15 protein-coding genes are annotated in these 17,204 nt (G+C 49.8%); 10 read left to right on the plus strand and 5 right to left on the minus strand.

Going from position 1 to position 17,204, the window contains the following annotated elements; all coding sequences use genetic code 11:
* Positions 1 to 18 precede the first annotated feature (18 nt).
* From CYPRO_RS04650 to CYPRO_RS04660, 3 genes are all read left to right on the plus strand, one after another.
* Positions 19 to 1,500, plus strand: coding sequence for a RagB/SusD family nutrient uptake outer membrane protein (locus CYPRO_RS04650; RefSeq protein WP_114983507.1), 1,482 nt, complete (start codon positions 19 to 21; stop codon positions 1,498 to 1,500).
* Between the two features lie 35 nt (positions 1,501 to 1,535).
* The gene (locus tag CYPRO_RS04655; protein WP_114983508.1) at positions 1,536 to 2,078 is read left to right on the plus strand and encodes a hypothetical protein; all 543 of its coding nucleotides are present in this window, start codon (positions 1,536 to 1,538) and stop codon (positions 2,076 to 2,078) included.
* Between the two features lie 282 nt (positions 2,079 to 2,360).
* Positions 2,361 to 3,089: a hypothetical protein gene (locus tag CYPRO_RS04660; protein ID WP_114983509.1), complete on the plus strand. Its 729-nt coding sequence runs from the start codon at positions 2,361 to 2,363 to the stop codon at positions 3,087 to 3,089.
* A 96-nt stretch (positions 3,090 to 3,185) separates the two neighbouring features.
* Here CYPRO_RS04660 and ppk1 read toward each other — a convergent pair whose 3' ends face one another.
* Positions 3,186 to 5,447 (minus strand): polyphosphate kinase 1, encoded by a 2,262-nt coding sequence (gene ppk1 / locus CYPRO_RS04665; protein WP_114983510.1) that lies wholly within the window; start codon positions 5,445 to 5,447, stop codon positions 3,186 to 3,188.
* Between the two features lie 242 nt (positions 5,448 to 5,689).
* Between ppk1 and CYPRO_RS04670 the strand changes: the two genes are divergently transcribed.
* Positions 5,690 to 7,342, plus strand: a complete 1,653-nt coding sequence (locus tag CYPRO_RS04670) for a Na/Pi cotransporter family protein (protein WP_114983511.1) — start codon at positions 5,690 to 5,692, stop codon at positions 7,340 to 7,342.
* Positions 7,343 to 7,952: 610 nt separating this feature from the next.
* On the opposite strand, the gene CYPRO_RS04675 is transcribed toward CYPRO_RS04670, so the two are convergent.
* From CYPRO_RS04675 to CYPRO_RS04685, 3 genes are all read right to left on the minus strand, one after another.
* A complete protein-coding gene (locus CYPRO_RS04675) occupies positions 7,953 to 8,465 on the minus strand; it encodes a DUF6580 family putative transport protein (protein ID WP_114983512.1) in 513 nt (170 codons plus the stop codon).
* A 113-nt stretch (positions 8,466 to 8,578) separates the two neighbouring features.
* Complete coding sequence (locus CYPRO_RS04680) at positions 8,579 to 9,277, minus strand: hypothetical protein (RefSeq protein WP_114983513.1); 699 nt, start codon at positions 9,275 to 9,277, stop codon at positions 8,579 to 8,581.
* Between the two features lie 168 nt (positions 9,278 to 9,445).
* A complete protein-coding gene (locus CYPRO_RS04685) occupies positions 9,446 to 10,048 on the minus strand; it encodes a YceI family protein (RefSeq protein WP_114983514.1) in 603 nt (200 codons plus the stop codon).
* Positions 10,049 to 10,265: 217 nt separating this feature from the next.
* On the opposite strand from CYPRO_RS04685, the gene CYPRO_RS04690 reads away from it, so the two are divergent.
* The gene (locus CYPRO_RS04690; RefSeq protein WP_114983515.1) at positions 10,266 to 10,772 is read left to right on the plus strand and encodes a DUF4168 domain-containing protein; all 507 of its coding nucleotides are present in this window, start codon (positions 10,266 to 10,268) and stop codon (positions 10,770 to 10,772) included.
* Between the two features lie 50 nt (positions 10,773 to 10,822).
* Here CYPRO_RS04690 and CYPRO_RS04695 read toward each other — a convergent pair whose 3' ends face one another.
* On the minus strand, positions 10,823 to 11,434 hold the full coding sequence (locus CYPRO_RS04695) for a DNA-3-methyladenine glycosylase (protein ID WP_114985701.1): 612 nt from the start codon (positions 11,432 to 11,434) through the stop codon (positions 10,823 to 10,825).
* 263 nt (positions 11,435 to 11,697) lie between these two features.
* On the opposite strand from CYPRO_RS04695, the gene CYPRO_RS04705 reads away from it, so the two are divergent.
* The 5 genes from CYPRO_RS04705 (at position 11,698) to CYPRO_RS04725 (ending at position 16,763) form a co-directional block, all read left to right on the plus strand.
* Complete coding sequence (locus CYPRO_RS04705) at positions 11,698 to 13,197, plus strand: sodium:solute symporter family protein (protein WP_114985702.1); 1,500 nt, start codon at positions 11,698 to 11,700, stop codon at positions 13,195 to 13,197.
* A gap of 16 nt (positions 13,198 to 13,213) precedes the next feature.
* The gene (locus CYPRO_RS04710) at positions 13,214 to 13,666 is read left to right on the plus strand and encodes a GNAT family N-acetyltransferase (protein WP_114983517.1); all 453 of its coding nucleotides are present in this window, start codon (positions 13,214 to 13,216) and stop codon (positions 13,664 to 13,666) included.
* A gap of 3 nt (positions 13,667 to 13,669) precedes the next feature.
* Positions 13,670 to 14,740 carry an alanine racemase gene (locus CYPRO_RS04715; RefSeq protein ID WP_114983518.1) on the plus strand — a complete coding sequence of 357 codons (1,071 nt, stop codon included), beginning with the start codon at positions 13,670 to 13,672 and terminating at the stop codon, positions 14,738 to 14,740.
* A gap of 99 nt (positions 14,741 to 14,839) precedes the next feature.
* Positions 14,840 to 15,448, plus strand: coding sequence for a peptidoglycan DD-metalloendopeptidase family protein (locus CYPRO_RS04720; protein WP_114983519.1), 609 nt, complete (start codon positions 14,840 to 14,842; stop codon positions 15,446 to 15,448).
* Between the two features lie 139 nt (positions 15,449 to 15,587).
* Positions 15,588 to 16,763, plus strand: coding sequence for an amidohydrolase (locus CYPRO_RS04725; protein WP_114983520.1), 1,176 nt, complete (start codon positions 15,588 to 15,590; stop codon positions 16,761 to 16,763).
* Positions 16,764 to 17,204 lie beyond the last annotated feature (441 nt).

Raw genomic sequence — 17,204 nt, forward strand, 5'->3', positions numbered from 1 at the left:
ATTTTAGAACAGATAACTATGTTAAAAAAAATTGCAACATTAGCAGCGGTGGGTTTTGGCGCGCTTACATTTTATGCGTGCGACTCCCTGCTCGACACCCAACCGAGACAGTCTATCAGCCCTGAAGTAGCGCTTGATGATATCACGGGTATTCGTGGTATTGCCGCTTCTGCTTATAACAGACTGGTTAGTACAACTGCCTACAGCAACACCCGTGTTGCTGCACCAGAAGTGCTGGCTGACAACGGGGTTCAGAATCCTGCTGGTACGCCATCCGGTCGCTATGTATCTCAGGCGATTAATACCGTAGGTACAGGTGTAGGTGGCTGGGGGCTCTACTATGGCATGATCAATGACACCAACTACATCCTGAGTGTTATTGATGATTTGGACGCGCCCCCAATTGAGCGCAACCGCATTAAAGGGGAAATGCTTTTCCTGCGTGCGCTTGCCTATCATGACCTGAGTAAATCATACGGTTATGAGCCGGGCCGAGAGATTGATGGATGGGATCACTCTGTTATTATTCGTACAGCTCCAACCTCTGTTGTCGAAGAAGCACAGGTGCCCTTCCCGCGTGCAAGTAACGTTGAAGTTTATGAGCAAATTGAAAGCGATCTGCTTGAATCTATTGCGTTGCTGAGCGAGTTTGGCGGAACCAATCGCTTTCTGGCTAACCGTGCTGCCGCAGATGCCCTTCTGGCAAGGGTTTACCTGTATTGGGGCCGTTATGCTGATGCCGTTCAGGCTGCAACAAATGCGATGGAAACACCGCTTGGTGCGGCACTTTCTACACCAGTTTCAGCAGGAAATATCTTTAACTCAACCTCAACTGCTCCGGGTCTGGAATCTTTCTTCGAACTTCGCATAACCTCGAATGAGTTTGGAGGCGCCGTTAACGATGGTTTGGCTTCCTTATTCACGCCGGCTCAGTGGTTTGATATTGTGCCTTCTGAGGAGCTGAAAGCCATTTATGATGCTACCAGTGATGTCCGTTTTCTTGAAGGTAGTGACGGAATCATTACCGGCTGGTACAGCAACCGTCGTCAGTTAGCCAGCGGCGCGCTTGCTCCTGCTCAGACGCACAGCATCAAATTCAACCAAAGCGTTGAGAGTTCAATAGATAACACGCCAATTCTGCGTTTTGCCGAAGCCCTGCTTAACAGAGCTGAATCTTACGCCAGACTCGGACAAGACGCCAATGCTTTGGCAGATCTGAATTTGTTGCGTGTCAACCGTGGCCTTGATGAGGTCAACCTCTCAGGATTTGAACTGCTGGAAGAAATTCTGGTAGAGCGTCGTCGTGAGCTCGCTTTTGAAGGTCACCGCTGGTTCGATCTCAAGCGCCTCAATGAAGCGCTCGAGAAGCCTGAAGCTTCAGGTGTTGGTATTATCGCCCCATCTGATTTCAGATGGTTAAGCCAGGTACCGATAACCCAGGTTGCTGCAAGTAACGGAGTAATTCTTCAGAACCCCGGCTATGCCGATGACGAAGATTAATCCCTTTCCTTATAACCGACAAAAAGATTTAGACCATGTTCAATAAACTGATAATTCTCGTTGGTTTTGCAGTTGCCGGACTCATGCTTACTTCCTGTTTCGACGATAACGTCATTACCTATGATGGTCCGTTGCAAATGGAAATTAAGCCCGGGAGTGTATCTGCACCCAACATTCAGCAAGGGCAGCCCATTGTAGTGAGCGTTCAGCTCATCGGGCCACTCCAAACGGAGACCCATACCGGCTCATTTAACTTTGTTCCGGATGAATCATTCGCAGTTGTATCTCAAAACAGCGCAACCGAAGATGAAGGTGATTTCCTGTACGATATTGAGTACGGTACACACTTCCTTCTCGATGGTTGTGACTTCACAAGTACAAATACCTGCGAATTTGAAATCACACCCGCTGATAGCCTCGTCAAAGACTTCGTGTTAACATGGAATCTTGACAACATCAGAACAAGAAGCCGTAATACCGTTATTTTTGAACTTCAGGACGAACCCGCTGGCGCTTCCTACCAGGTTGCTCCGAATTTGGTTCGCAGCGTTGTTCAGGGTACACGCGGTAACAACTAATTGACAGGCTGATATAAACAGCTTTGTTTGTTAAGAAGCCGCTTCGTGAGTCTATTCGCGAAGCGGCTTTTTTTATATGCGCCTTTCTGGGGAAATAACCTAGTTTGTACCTTATTAACCGTCACATCAGTGAATATCAAAACAATCTCCGAAGCCTTACGTTTGCTGTAAATGCACTAAGAATGTAAACCCAGCACGGTAATGTAATTCCTTGCTAAGTGAATGTTTCAGAGTGCATATATGCTTATTATTAAGTTGCCAAAAACAAATATTACTTAGTCTATGCTTTACTCCCGTTCTATACTATCCCTCTCACTGCTTATTGTTTTTTTTGGTGTTACTCCTGTAACAAGCACAGCCCAGGATGCCGGCCAAAGAGCCAACACCGATAATCTTTTACGCGGAAATTCGGTCATCATTACTTCCCCTTTACGTGCTACGGGTGTAGTTGGCAGTCCGTATTTTTCTGATGCCTGGCTCGCTGCTGATATCCAACTCAACAATGGTCAGGTGCTTGAAGAAGTCCGCTCCCGCTATAACGTTTGGAGCGATGCCATTGAAGTTGTACATCGTGCAGATACCCTTCAGTTAAGTGAAGTGCTTGTTCGCGGCTTTACTTTCATTATGCCGGGCGGCCATGAAGTTTCCTTCCAAAACCGTGTTGGCGTAATGCCCGGTGAATTTGGCCGGAATGCCTATCTGCAGGTGTTATATGAGGGCGAGCACGCCGGCGTTTTTAAGCGACATACCAAAGTGATCCGCGAAGCTCAGCAAGGTGCTTCAGGATTTGGGTTTGTAGAACGCCATGATTCAATCGAGTCTCGTGAGATGCTGCTGTTCCAGGACGCTGATGGCGAATTCCACCGCGTGAGGCTAAACCGTCGTAACGTGCTGCGCTTATTTGGTGATCATGACAGCGATATACGTGCCTATGCAAGGCAGCACAACCTTGATTTCAGGTCCGAATCCGATTTTATCCGCATGGTTCAGCAGTACAACAGTTTACTTTAACGCCATCCCCTGATTTTCATTAAAAAGTATAAAGCCGGTCGCTCCCTCTTTCAATGTTGGGGCGACCGGCTTTTTTGTTTTCGGTGCTTCTGTGCTCTATTTGCGTTCGGCGGGCTTACTACTTGTGGCTGGTAATGGGTCTTTGTTGTTCAGGGCGTGATTCATCAGGACCTGATGCGTAGCTACAGCGCTGTCTTCGCCGTTTTTGGGCACCCGCTTATAGCTGCTGTCGGCTGTCAGTGCCCAGCGCTGCTGATTGTCATTGAGCTGTACCTGAAATATGAACCGAAGGTATTTTTTCAGCTGAAGATTTTCTACAGGGGTTATGGCTTCAACCCGCGCGTCAAGGTTCCGGTGCATAATATCAGCGCTGCCAATAAGATACACGTGGTTATCGCTGTTGCGGAAGTAGTAAATTCTGGAATGCTCCAGAAAACGGCCGATAATAGAGTGAACCCGGATATTGTCACTCAGGTCCTTTATACCGGTTTTCAGCCTGCACACTCCGCGCACAATGAGGTCAATTTTGACACCCTGTGTACTCGCATAGTATAGTGACTGAATCAGCTGCGGATCTTCAAGGCTGTTCATTTTCAGGATGATGCGCGACGGCTTATTGGCCTTGGCTGCCTTCACCTCATGCATGATATAGTCATAAATGCCACTCCTCAGATAGTTCGGTGCCACAAGAAGCTTACGGTAGGTCTGATTCGGCGCATAGCCCGTCAGGAAATTAAACAGGTCTGATACATCGGAAGTAAGTGCCGGATCGCAGGTAAACAGGCCGAGGTCTTCATACAGATTGGCCGTGCCGGGGTGATAGTTTCCGGTTCCGATATGGGCGTAACGGCGGAGTGTATCCCCCTCATCACGCACGATAATGGTGATTTTTGAATGAATTTTGAGCCCGGGAATGCCGTACGAAACATGAATGCCGGCCTTTTCAAGCTTCATTGCCCATTCCATATTTTGCTGTTCATCAAAGCGCGCCTTCAGTTCGACGAGTACCGCTACCTGTTTGCCCGCCTCAACCGCCTTCATGAGGGCATGCATAAGGGATGAATCAGTAGAAGTGCGGTAGAGTGTTTGCTTGATGGCGAGCACCTTAGGGTCAGCCGCAGCCTCCTGCACAAAGCGCTCCACAGAACTACTAAAGCTGTGGTAGGGATGATGCACCATGATGTCATTCTCCCTTATGGTGCTGAAAATATCTGCAGGGCCGTCTTCTCCTGTTTTTCGGAAGGCCGGGTGAAGTACCGGATTCCAGGTACTATACTTAAGATGCTCAAAACCGGCGATCTTCCCGAGCTGCATACAGTCCGCCAGCCCAATAGATCCCTCCATATCAAAAACATCCAACGGGTTGACATTCATCCGCTCCATCAGAATTTCTTTGATATGGGCTGGCATGTCAGCTTCGATTTCCAGGCGGACCACATCTGCAAAACGGCGTTCACGCAACTCTTCTTCAATAAGCTCGAGCAGGTCGTCGGCTTCTTCTTCATTGCGCTTCAGGTCTGCATTGCGCGAAACCCGGAAAATATGGGCCGACCTGACGGTTGCCCCAGGAAACAAATCACCCATACGCTCCCGGATAATCTGATCGATGTTGATCAGCACCGCTTTTTTGCCATTGTTTTCAATGGTGAACCAGCGCGGACGGTTATCCGGTACTTTGATGCGTGCAAAGATGCTTTCGCCCGTAACATCATCCACGATTTCAAGCGCGAAGGAGCGGCTTTTGTTTGAAATGAAGGGGAAAGGATGCGCCTGATCTACAATTAAGGGCGTGAGAATAGGGTAGAGTTGTGTATCAAAATAGTCGTTTACCTTTTTACGCTCTTTTTTGGTCAGGGTATCAAAGGTGCGGAATGTAATGCCTTCTTCCGCAAGGCGCGGCACAATTTCATTAAAAAAGCAGCTGCGGTACGCGTGTATCATCACCTTGACTTTCTTTCGGATGGCCTTGAGCTGCTCAAGTGGTGTGAGCCCGTCAACGGATAGTTTTTCAACCCCCGCCTGAAGCTGCCGCTTGAGTCCGCCCACTCTTTTTTGGAAGAATTCATCAAGATTGCTGCATACAATACCGATAAATTTGGCTTGTTCAAGCAGCGGGTTCGCGGGGTTACGGGCTTCGTCAAGCACCCTAAAGTTAAAATCGAGCCAGCTCAGCTCATAATTGTGGAAAAACTCCGGACCGTGGAGTTCAAGGTTATTTCCGGACAGTTTCTTATAGTTGTCTTTTTTCAAACTGTTAAGGTCAACCGGCAGCCGCCCGGGTTTTTGATACAGACTTGCGTCAAAGGTTTCCGGGTCGGGACTAAGGTCGTCGTGTTGGGGAAGTTCGGGGGTGGCCATAAGGGCAGGTTTAGTTGATGAAGGAAATCTTTTGAGAAAGATAGATAAGATTACAGCGGTTCAAAAATAAACCGCTCTTTCCCGGCCGTATTCCTTTAGAAATGTTCCCAGGCTTCTGTTATATTAAATCAAGGATTGTTATCAGATGACACCCGGCACACAGTGCGTTTGCCTGTCGGGATATTTTTGAATGAAGCGCTGTAGTGAGACAAGCGTAATTTTTGAGGATTAGGATTGGATTCATGAGCGAATACGCGATCATGCTGATGTCCTTTGCGGGCGGGGTAGCATTATTTTTGCTGGGCATGAAGATGCTTACAGACGGTCTCAAGCTGGCTGCCGGGGATACCTTGCGTAACCTGCTTGCCAAATATACCTCCACGCCCCTGAAAGGAGTATTCAGCGGGATACTGATTACTGCGATGGTGCAGTCCTCAAGCGCGGTTATTTTTGCGACAATCGGTTTTGTGAATGCGGGCTTAATGACGCTGCTCCAGGCTACCTACGTCATTTTTGGAAGTAACGTGGGCACAACGCTTACAGGCTGGATTGTTGCTACTGTGGGCTTCCGGCTGAATTTACAGCTTATGGCGCTGCCGCTGCTTGCAGTTGGGATGGCGCTTTGGCTGGCGAAGGGAACCACCAAAGCCGGCGCATTGGGACAGGCACTGGTTGGATTTAGTATTTTTTTCCTGGGGATTGATGTTCTTAAAAATACGTTTGAAGGGCTCGCGGACACTGTTCCTTTTGATACTCTTGGCGCCGGGTTTTGGGGGATGGCCCTGATGTTTTTAATCGGTATTCTGCTTACTTCCGTCATGCAGTCCTCAAGTGCAGCCATTGCGGTAGTCATCACAGCCGTGGCGACGGGTGTGGTACCCATTCAGGCAGCGGCTGTTTTGGTGATTGGCGCAGATATAGGCACAACTTCAACCGCTTTGTTTGCCGTGGTAGGTGCTACGGCCAATGCCAAACGGGCAGCTATGATGCATGTGTTGTTCAACCTGCTCAAGGGGCCGGTGGCGCTGCCGTTTGTGGGGGTGTATCTCGCGGGAATTTTCTGGGTGTTCGGACCTGATCTAAGCCCGGCGGTCACCATAGCTCTTTTTCATACAACTATAAAAGTTACGGGTCTGATTTTGTTGCTGCCGTTTGCGGCAAAGCTTACCGCTATGCTGGAGCAGCGGTTTACTGAAACGGAACAACAGGCCGGCAGTACCCGCTACCTGGATGACAACATCCTTGCTACTCCATCTCTGGCTATGAGCGCACTTATTTTTGAGCTCAAAAGAATTGGCCGGAAATCCCGAAAATTGGTTACCGGTACGCTCAAAAAGAAAAGAGATGTAGCCGAACTTCGTGAGAATGATGAGGTAATCCACGAACTCAGCTTTCTCACCGGCGAATATGTGCAGAAAATGCAGCGCAGCGATCTGGAACCGGAAAGCGCTGAAGTGCTGCCTAATGCGCTTCGCGTGCTGCAGTATTTCAGTGAAGCCCGGCAGCACGCGCTGGAGTCCGCTTCGATTATTCAATCCGGGGTGGAACTCCCGGCTGATGTGGCTGAGAGTTTCAAAATTCTGAAAGGGTTGATGCGCAGTTTCCTGAAAAAGGCAGACTCCGAGAAGGCGGGGTTTTCCATTGATGAGCTCGCAAAGCTGATTCAGCAGCTTGAAAGTACCTATGAGTCGGCTAAACTAACCGTACTTAAAGCGGGCAGCGACGGCAAAATCCCCATTTCGGAGATGGTAGTGCTCCATGATATCATCAGAGGGTACCGGCGTACCTGGGAGCAGTGTTTCAAAGCCGCGATGTATATGGATGGCTTCAACAACCTGATTGATCACGAACCCGGCACAGGCCCGCCGCTGATGGAACCCGAAAGCGTAGATTAAGCAGTGAGAAATTTACGGGAAGGAGGTAAGACAGCGAAGAGGTCCGGTTTTTTGCCGGGTCACATCTCCGGGTTTTCCTTCATGGCGTAAACCACAATTATGTCGGTTTTGCCTTAGGCAATAGCGGATGGAACGTCCGACATTATCCGCGTCTCCATCGTATTGCAGAGCGTAGCAGATGAAGCTCCCTTAACCCGCATTATCACAATTAAACAGAATTCATTAGCTACGTGTTAGTTTAAATTTGTCTTAACGAAAAAACACTGGTAGCCCAAATTTGGGTGTGGTATAAAGACGGCGAAATTTCCCCGCTGGCGGCGTTGAAGCTTAAAACTCATGCTCAGGGTACTTAGGTACCCCTCCGCTGAGTTTTAAGCTTCGCCTTGCCAGCAAGAAAATTTCTTGGTCAATAATGCGGGGCAAGCGGGTATTTTTCCGCCGAGAAGACGATTGAGGCACAATGCCCCCTACGGTGCTTTTCCAACACGGAAAGCCGATATTTTGGGAAGTTGCGTGAACCGCCCCGGTGCTGCCTTTTCACCATAAAAAAAGCCGGCTCTTTTACAAGAACCGGCTTGGATAAGGCAATGTCACGTTTTGAAGGGACCAATCAGGCGGTCTGCAGGGCGGGTACGTTGCGGCGCAGCAGCTCAAAGGATCCAAACATGGCGGTTGTGAAAAGCAGGTCGCCAATGAGAGTATAGTGGAAAAACGGAATGGCAAGCGTGTAGCTGGCAATGAGTCCTTCAAGGGTGAAAGGGTAGTACGGGCTGACAAGCCATACACCAAAGTTGGTGATCAGATAGAAGATGACCGAACCCGCTATGGAAGCACCGGCGACACGCATGGGGTTGATTTCTTTACCCAGCAAAATACCAAGCCCTACTATAATGCCGAAAGAGGCGTACACAAATAAGAGCGTGCTGTGAATGCCGATGAGCAGATCGCTGAGGAGCATGATGCCGAGGGGCAGTAAAAATGCAATACGTTTGTCGCTGAAATATGCACCGCCAAAAAGGGCCATTGCGGCTACAGGAGCGACATTCGGGGGGAATGGCAGAAATCTCGAAATAACGGCAAGGATGAGAATAAGGCTCAGAATCAAAAACTTTGGTTTCAGCATAAGGGTGAAGTCAATCCGGTAAATAGAAAGGGGTGAAATTTGCGTATTGTGAAAGATACAAGTTTCAGCGGAATCTTTCAGCCTGACAGTGAGAAAACAAGCTGCGCGGCGATTCAGAAAGTGCCGGGTGCGCCGAAGGCGTTGGTTGCTGCGTACAGCTGTCGTGCAGGGTGCCAGTAAATCGTAAGATCATCGCTCGCGGCCTGTTTGTTTTCGTCCAAAATGACGATTTCGAACAGGATCACTTCGTCGCGGTAGGGTGCTTGCGCGTATGCGCTGTAGCTAAAGCCGTATCCGTGCGGCGCAGGAACCTGTGCGATCAGCGGATCACCGTTGATATCGGTAATGGCCGTTTCGGTGATGCTGAGCAGCAGCTCGAGGCTTCCGTCCGTTTGTTGACTGAGCAGCTGCGCTTCCGTAATGATGCGGTCATAGCCCAGGCCCGTAAGTTCCTGTGATGCGGGTTCAGCAGATTCAGTGACAAGCAGGAAGTTGGGACTGCCATCATTATTGATATCACGACCATCTATGAGCAGTGTAAAGCTTGCCGGGAAGAGCTCATCGAGGAGTTCAGGGTTGGGGAGGCGGTCGGGATCAAGCTGCCGCGATTGATCCCTGAACTCGTCAGCGGATGTGATGCGCAGCGGAACGGGCTGTAGGTTTTCGGTCAGGTCTTGTTCATCCCACGGGAAAAATTGCTGCATAAAGCTCCAGCTCAGCCAAAGCAGCACGAGCACCATGAAAAAAATCAGGATGGTAACCAGCGAGCCCCTTTGGTTTTCTTTCCGCCGCTGTTTTTTCTTCTTGAGCATGAATGTCTTCTTGGGTTAAGTAGTGTCTGCGTCAATGCGTACCGGCTTAAGATACAAAAAGCGGGTTACAGGATTGGGGCGTAACACGCAGAAGCTTCAGATAAAGCCACAAAAAAAGCCGGACCTGCGTGAGCAAATCCGGCTTTCAAAAAAAATGGTCGCACGAAATTAGTTGTCGTGTACCTGCAGCATGATCTGAATATTCACATCGCCGCCAATTACAGCTGTTGAAGCCCAGTCGCCTACACCTACACCGAAGTCGTTGCGGTTAAGGCTGAGTTCGCCATGCAGACCGGCTACCATTACGCCTTCGCGCATAAGGTGATCTGTTACGCCAAGGAACTCAAACGGAAGCTCAACTTCACGGGTCACGTCTTTAATAGTGAGCTGACCGTGTGCGACAAAATTTTGGCCATCAACGTGACGCACATCGGTGCTGCGGAAGTGCATCATCGGAAACTCTTCTGCACCAAAAAAATCACCGGAACGTAGGTGATCATCACGGCGCTCAACATTGGTGTTTACGCTTGCTACGTTTACCTGAACATCGATTTCGCTCATTTCCGGCGCACTTGGGTTGAAGACGATGGTTCCGGAGAAGTCATTGAATGTTCCGGGCACTTTATTGAAAAAGTGGGATACAGTAAACAAGATGTTGCTGTGTGCCTGATCAATGTTCCAGCTCATCGGCTGATTATCACCATGATGATCGTTGGCAAATGCAGAACCGCTGAAAAGAAGGATTATGGCAAGAGTGGTTAGAAGCTTCATATCAGTAGGATTTTAGGGTTTTTGGAAATTAATTGTTGCAACAACTAACTATTCCCGGCTGGTACCCGTTCCTGAATACCCTAAAAAAAATATTTTCCAAAACTGCGCTATTTACTTGATTTAGCGGAATTCGTGTCATTTAATTTTTAATTCCATTAAAGAATCCCTATTCTGCAAGTTCATTAAACCGTACCATACGCAATACAAATAATTCTTTATGACACGTACGATCAAATCTATCGTAATGATATGCTTACTCACTTTTGGACTTTCGGCTGTCGCTATTGCACAGGCACCGACGCCAAATCCACAGATGCCGGCACAAATGCCGAATGTGGAAGTAAGCGATGATGAAATGAAATCCTTTGTTGAAATTACGATGGATGCACAGCAGATTCAGATGTTAGCCCAAACGGAAATGATTGAAATGGTTGAAGAAGCAGGTATTTCAGTTGAGCGTTTTAACGAGATCCTTACCGCCATGCAGAGCGGACAAAGCCAGGCTGACCTCGATATGAGCGAAGATGAGATGCAGCGTTTTGACAATGTGCTTGATGAACTTGAGACCGTTCAGGAAAAAGTTGAAGAGCAGATAATCGACGTTATTGAATCCAAGGGAATGGAGCTTGACCGCTTCCAGGAAATCAATTTTGCAATTCAAATGGACCCGGAGCTTCAGGAGAAGTTTCGTGAAGCAGCAATGGAATTAGAAAACGGCATGTAAGCCGTTCATTTTTTTCTTTCATGACGAAAGCCCGGAAGGTAGCCTATGTACTACTTTGCCGGGCTTTTCCATTTTGAGCCCCTGAGCCAGTAGCGCCACGGAAGCAGCGCGTCCTCTTCGGCGTCAGCACCAAGACCCACACGTGGGCCGGTCTCGATCTGAATCTCATTCCGATTCTGAAAACCATCGTTTTCAACCCAAATCAGGCTATCCTTACGGCACAAATCGTGACCGTTGTGCGCTTTGGAAAGCCCCATGGCTTGCGCCAGAATTCCCGGACCAGCTGTCAAGTTGCGAGCAGGCTTCTGCAGGTTTCGCCGCCTGAGCATGGCTTCCGTTCCGTACAAGGGTTCGAGCCCTCTGATAAGCACGGCGTCGGCAACTCCTTTCACATTAACCGAAATATTGAACAGGTGATGAATGCCATAGCACAGGTAAATGTAGGCGGTACCTCCGGCTTCATACATGGTTTTGGTTCTTTCAGTGAAGCGCCCTAAATGTGCATGGCAGGCCTTGTCGCCAACAGCGGCGTAGGCTTCCGTCTCAACGATCCTGCCTTGGGTAAGTACGCCGTCTATTTTCGTGCAAAGGACCTTACCGATTAACTCCTGTGCAATTAAGGTTACCGGTGACCGCTCATAAAAATCTCGCTCTAATCGCATTTTAAATTGAATCAAATTCGGATTGTGGGCCTGCAGCAAAGTTCAGATCGTGCAGCTGCATGGGCTTGATACCCAAAATGGAATGCTGCCGGCGGGCCTCCCGTTCCGACTGTCTGATATACCTATTTCTTATTATATGATTGAAGACGACAAGGTATGCGAACAAAGACTGATCAAATCATCTGTTAATTTTTACCTGACTCATTTCTAAAGCACTTTTATGAAAAGAAGTCCAATAAGGATCACTTCTTTTCACAATTATGATGCACCCGATAGATGTAGCGGTATTTGTGTTGTACATGGCAGGCGTGCTCGGCGTGGGGTTTTACTTCATGCGCCGCAATGCCGGGAATGAAGACTACTACCTTGGCGGCCGTAACATGGATTACAAGCATGTCGGTTTGTCCGTAGTAGCAACAGATGTGGGCGGAGGATTCTCCATCGGGTTAGGCGGTCTCGGCTTCGTGATGGGCATTTCCGGATCATGGATGCTCTTCACAGGCTTGATTGGTGCCTGGATGGCTGCCGTACTCCTCATTCCGAGAGTCAAGCCCATTGCAGATGCGCAGCGGTTCTATACCATGCCCGACCTCTTTGGCTATTTCTTCAGCAGCAAGGCCGCCATAATAGCGGGAGTCATTTCCGCGATTGGCTACCTGGGCTTTACCAGTTCGCAGATTCTGGCCGGGGCGGTACTGGCCTCGGCTACCTTCGACGGACTCAGCCTCAACACAGCCTTGTACGTGATGGGGTTTATCATCATTATATATACGGTGATGGGGGGCATAAAAGCGGTCATCTACACCGATACCTTTCAGTGGATTCTGTTGCTCGGCGGGCTCATTTTCATTGGCATACCGCTGGGCTATCAGGCGGTCGGCGGCTATGAAGCGATAGCGGCAACCGTTGCCCCCGAAATGCTGCGGCTGAGCAACATAAGCTGGCAGCAGATACTCAACTGGGGGATCACCATCATTCCTATCTGGTTTGTCGGGATGACGCTCTACCAGCGTATTTATGCCACCCGAAGCGTTGCCGAAGCTAAAAAAGCATGGTATCTGGCAGGCTTATTCGAATGGCCGGTCATGGCCTTTATGGGCGTTTTGCTTGGGCTTTTCGCCCGCGTTGCCGCAGATCAGGGTCTGTTTGCCTACCTCGGTTTTGCAGGCGTAGAAGGCATTCATCAGGAACAGGGGCTGCCGTTCCTGTTGCGCACCATTTTACCGGTAGGCCTGATGGGGCTGATGATGGCCGCCTATTTCTCCGCTATTATGTCAACGGCAGACAGCTGCCTGGTAGCCGCCTCAGGAAATATCACCGGTGACCTCCTCCGAAAGTGGATGGGCTTCGATTTGGATGACGCCCGCCTCATTCGTCTGTCTCAGCTGGTAACACTATTGCTGGGCGCGGCAGCCCTCATGCTGGCCGCCGCTATGGAAACCGTGCTCGACATCATGCTGTATTCCTATGCCGTGATGGTAAGCGGTTTGCTGGTACCCATCCTCGGGGGACTGTACTGGAAACGTGCCGGCAGCGAAGCCGCGATTGCGTCCATGCTCACCGGTGGCGGGCTCACCCTCTTGCTCACGCTGATACCGGAAATGCAGCGCGCCCGCGGTTCCGCAGAAATCCTTACCTTACCGCTCGGGCTTGATCCCATCATTTTTGGCATAACTGCCGCCGCAGCCGTATTCTTCATCACGGGTTTGATCAGGCCAAGAAAGCCATCCATCGAAAAAAATAATTCATCAGTTACACGCTAAAAGAAAACAACTATTTATGTTCGACTATCAGATACTCAATCCGGGCGAAGCCGAATCGCGCAAACAGGATGTTGAATCCGTCATTGACTTTTTATTTGAACACTTAGATCAGTTTGGGGACCCCCGCGAAGATATTGCCAAATGTGCAGCCTATGCGCTGAGCACCGAGCCCGGCTTTGGCGGCTTCATTGTGCGCGCCTGGGATACCGAAGCGCAGCGCGTTGCCGGTGCCGTAATCGTGAATGAAACCGGCATGAAGGACTATATTCCCGAAAATCTTCTCGTTTATATTGCGGTGCACAGCGGCTACCGCGGCAAAGGGCTGGGCAAAGGCCTCATGAAAAGGGCAATGGACCGCGCCGATGGCGATATTGCCCTGCATGTAGAGCCTGATAATCCCGCCCGCTATCTCTACGAAAAACTGGGCTTCACCAACAAATACCTCGAAATGCGCTGGAAACGCTCCTGAACCATGGCTTATCTCAAGCTCTACCGCGATAAACTTCTTCATAATTACAACTTTCTGAAAACCCGATTCGACGCCCGGAATATTGAGTGGGGCATTGTAACCAAGCTGTTTTGTGGCAATAAGCAAATGCTTAAAGAAGTCATCGACCTTGGTATCTATGAAATCCACGACTCCCGGATCAGCAACCTGAAGGCGGCCAAGGAAGTCAGCGAAGACATTCAGACCGTTTACATCAAGCCTCCTCCCAAAAAAATCATCGAAGATATCATACGCTGGGCCGATGTAAGCTTCGACTCCGATATTTCAACCATTCGCATGCTGTCAGAAGAAGCGGTTCGGCAGAATAAAACCCATAAAATCATCATCATGATTGAAATGGGAGATCTGCGGGAAGGCGTTGTGCGCGATGATCTTATCGACTTCTATGAACAGGTGTTTAACCTGCCTAACATCAGCGTAACCGGCCTCGGCACCAACCTGAACTGCCTGCACGGGGTAATGCCCAACACCGACAAGCTCATTCAGCTTACGCTCTACAAGCAAATCATCGAACTGAAGTTCAATAAAAAAATTCCGTGGATATCCGGCGGCACCTCGGTAACGGTCCCGCTCTTACTAAGGCATGAAATTCCCTCCGGAATCAACCATTTCCGGGTTGGGGAAGCCCTGTATTTCGGTCTTGATTTGTTCACCAATAAAACGATCGAAGGCATGGAAGACTCGGTGATGGAGCTTTACACCCAAATTATTGAGCTCCATGAGAAACCGCTGGTACCGAGCGGTGAACTCGGCCTCAACCCGCAGGGCAGCCGGGCAACCATTGATGAAAGCCTGTACGGCAAAAAAAGTCACCGCGCCATTCTGGATATCGGCTACCTTGATATCGACCCGAAATACCTCATTCCCATAAACGAAGATTTGGAAATCGTGGACGCCAGCTCGGATATGCTGGTCGTGAATGTAGGAGAAAACGAGCGCAATTATAAAGTAGGAGATTTTGTCCGTTTCCGGCTGCGCTACATGGGCGCGCTGGGGCTGATGAATTCCGCATACATTGATAAAGTTGTTGCGTAGCGGGTTTGTTTTTTTTCGGGTGATGGCTACTTTGGCCGAAACGAAACGCCGCTTGGCTCCCGCATTTTTTGAAAAGGGGAAGGCTAAGCCAACCTGGAAATGACCACAAAATTTCAGCTTTTGAACCTGCATAAGTTTCACCCGATCATGCGCTACAGCGAGCTCCTGCCGCTGCCGCGCATTTCCCTGGAATCCGGCTACAGCAGATTTCAGGAAACCGATGTCATCAGCGGGGCCGGCGGCTATCTCGAGTTTCGCCGGGGCATGTACACGTCTGAGCTTTTTGGCGGGGAACGCATTGTGCACATGGGTATCGATATCTGGGCCCCCGCGCATGAACCCGTTTTTGCCTTTGCCGATGGCCGCATTTGGGGATTCAGGGACAACAACAACGCCCTGGATTACGGCCCGACCATCATCACCGAGCATAAGCTTGGGACATATAAAATGTATGCGCTCTATGGTCATCTTAGCCGAAAGTCGCTGGAAGGTCTCAAAGCCGGTATGCCGGTTTCGGCGGGTCAGCGCCTGGGCTGGCTTGGCGATAAGACCGAAAACGGGGGATGGATTCCGCACCTGCATTTTCAGCTTTCGCGTGAAGAACCCGAGCTGCCCGATATGCCCGGCGTTGTTGCGCCGCAGGACCTCGAAGCCGCCGCCGCCCGCTACCCCGATCCCCGCATGGTTCTGGGCCCTGTGTATGTGTAAGGGGGTGTTTGTTTCGGTGGAAGGCTTCATAAACCTCATCAAGCCCCTGCGCAGTAATAAAGTATCTTTAGTGCCGCCAGTGCGGGCGCACAGCTGATTTCCAAAAATAATTACGTCCAAATTTCCCGACTGGTAACCCATGATTCAGGCCATAGAAGCGTACACCGAAGAACATTTGCCCCGCTGGATTCAAATGCGGCGAAAACTCCATCAGCTCGCCGAAGTTTCCGGTGAAGAAGCACAGACCGCAGCACAGCTTGAAAAATGGCTCAGGCAAACCGGGCCAGCCGCCTTACATACCAACCTGGGCGGGCAGGGAATAATCGCGGTTTACGGCCCCCAGGACGCGCCCAAACAAATCATGCTGCGTGCCGAACTCGACGCCCTGCCCATAGCGGATCCGCCGGAATGGGAGCACCGGGCCCATAACCCCGCCGCCGGGCACAAGTGCGGACACGACGGACACATGATGTTCCTGATAGCGCTGGCTGAATATTTCGGCGAAAATCCGCCGGAAGACTTTAGTATCATGCTTTTGTTTCAGCAGGCCGAAGAAACCGGAGACGGGGCTGCACAAATGATTGCAACGGAAACATTTGCGGCATTAAAGCCGGATGTAATTATTGCCTTACACAACCTTCCGGGGTACGCCCGACACGCAGTTGTGCTGCGAAGCGGCGTATTCGCTTCAGCCTCGACGGGCTTGCGCATAAAGCTGAAGGGCGCTACATCACATGCCGCACATCCTGATGATGGCATTTCGCCCGCCCCTGCGCTGTCGCAGCTCATGCAGCTCTTACCAGCCATCCCGGGGCAGCGCGCGCCGCTTCAGCAGATGGGGCTTGTTACGGTCGTGCATGCAAGGCTTGGTGAACAGGCCTTCGGTACAGCGCCCGGTGAAGCAGAGCTGATGGCGACCTTCCGCGCGCCGGAAACACATACAGTGCAGGCTATGCTTGGTACTGCCTGCAAATTAGCTAAGGGATTGGCCGTAACCTACGGCCTTGCTGTCGATTTCGAGTATAAAGAAGTATTTGAAGCTTCCGTAAACAATCCCGAACTGTGTCAGCGAACAGCAAAAATTGCCGAAAATTTAGGACTGGAAGTCCACTGGCGGGAAGCGCCCTTTATGTGGAGTGAAGATTTCGGGCGTTTCAGCAGATATGGCACAACTATATTATTCGGCCTCGGAGCAGGCCTGGAGCACCCGCAGCTTCATAGCGAAGGCTACGACTTTCCCGACGAACTTCTTCCCACAGGACTCAGGGTGTATGCAGGCCTGATTAACGACCTTGTGCATAACCCAAGAGCCTGAAAGCGCTTTTAAAGATGTAAGCGTATCCTTAACAAAGCCTGATTTAAGGGACGTCACCTGCATTTGATGTAACAGATCTTTCGTGTATTGTTAAGTCAGAAGGGGCTTTTTGAATTACTGTGCTGACGCCTCAGACCGTCAAAGCACTTAAAATCCGAAACACTATATTGCAAAAGAGACAAGGCTGTAAGCTGTTGAAGCCTCGCCATTAATATCGTATCCGGAATGCTTTATTGTAGGGTGCTATAAATCAGGGTTTTATCGCTGCCCCGAATTTATTGTGTAATCTTAAACTTTTTTTTTGCTTTAACTAAGGGTAAAACTATATTAACCGATCGTGACACGCGGAGTCGTGTTGCGGATGTAAGCATGTGTTAACAGGGTTCAGGCTTTAATGGACTGTAACGCTGTCACTCAACTAACTAAATTAACGAGGTCTCA

The sequence above is a fragment of the Cyclonatronum proteinivorum genome (genome assembly GCF_003353065.1).
GTDB lineage: Bacteria > Bacteroidota > Rhodothermia > Balneolales > Cyclonatronaceae > Cyclonatronum > Cyclonatronum proteinivorum.

Coding starts and splice junctions, on each gene's coding strand:
- CYPRO_RS04715 (WP_114983518.1), top strand. CDS start 13,670: ATGGCTTATCTCAAGCTCTACCGCGATAAACTTCTTCATAATTACAAC.
- CYPRO_RS04705 (WP_114985702.1), top strand. CDS start 11,698: ATGCACCCGATAGATGTAGCGGTATTTGTGTTGTACATGGCAGGCGTG.
- CYPRO_RS04720 (WP_114983519.1), top strand. CDS start 14,840: ATGACCACAAAATTTCAGCTTTTGAACCTGCATAAGTTTCACCCGATC.
- CYPRO_RS04655 (WP_114983508.1), top strand. CDS start 1,536: ATGTTCAATAAACTGATAATTCTCGTTGGTTTTGCAGTTGCCGGACTC.
- CYPRO_RS04710 (WP_114983517.1), top strand. CDS start 13,214: ATGTTCGACTATCAGATACTCAATCCGGGCGAAGCCGAATCGCGCAAA.
- CYPRO_RS04660 (WP_114983509.1), top strand. CDS start 2,361: ATGCTTTACTCCCGTTCTATACTATCCCTCTCACTGCTTATTGTTTTT.
- CYPRO_RS04685 (WP_114983514.1), bottom strand. CDS start 10,048: ATGAAGCTTCTAACCACTCTTGCCATAATCCTTCTTTTCAGCGGTTCT.
- CYPRO_RS04650 (WP_114983507.1), top strand. CDS start 19: ATGTTAAAAAAAATTGCAACATTAGCAGCGGTGGGTTTTGGCGCGCTT.
- CYPRO_RS04675 (WP_114983512.1), bottom strand. CDS start 8,465: ATGCTGAAACCAAAGTTTTTGATTCTGAGCCTTATTCTCATCCTTGCC.
- ppk1 (WP_114983510.1), bottom strand. CDS start 5,447: ATGGCCACCCCCGAACTTCCCCAACACGACGACCTTAGTCCCGACCCG.
- CYPRO_RS04690 (WP_114983515.1), top strand. CDS start 10,266: ATGACACGTACGATCAAATCTATCGTAATGATATGCTTACTCACTTTT.
- CYPRO_RS04680 (WP_114983513.1), bottom strand. CDS start 9,277: ATGCTCAAGAAGAAAAAACAGCGGCGGAAAGAAAACCAAAGGGGCTCG.
- CYPRO_RS04670 (WP_114983511.1), top strand. CDS start 5,690: ATGAGCGAATACGCGATCATGCTGATGTCCTTTGCGGGCGGGGTAGCA.
- CYPRO_RS04695 (WP_114985701.1), bottom strand. CDS start 11,434: ATGCGATTAGAGCGAGATTTTTATGAGCGGTCACCGGTAACCTTAATT.
- CYPRO_RS04725 (WP_114983520.1), top strand. CDS start 15,588: ATGATTCAGGCCATAGAAGCGTACACCGAAGAACATTTGCCCCGCTGG.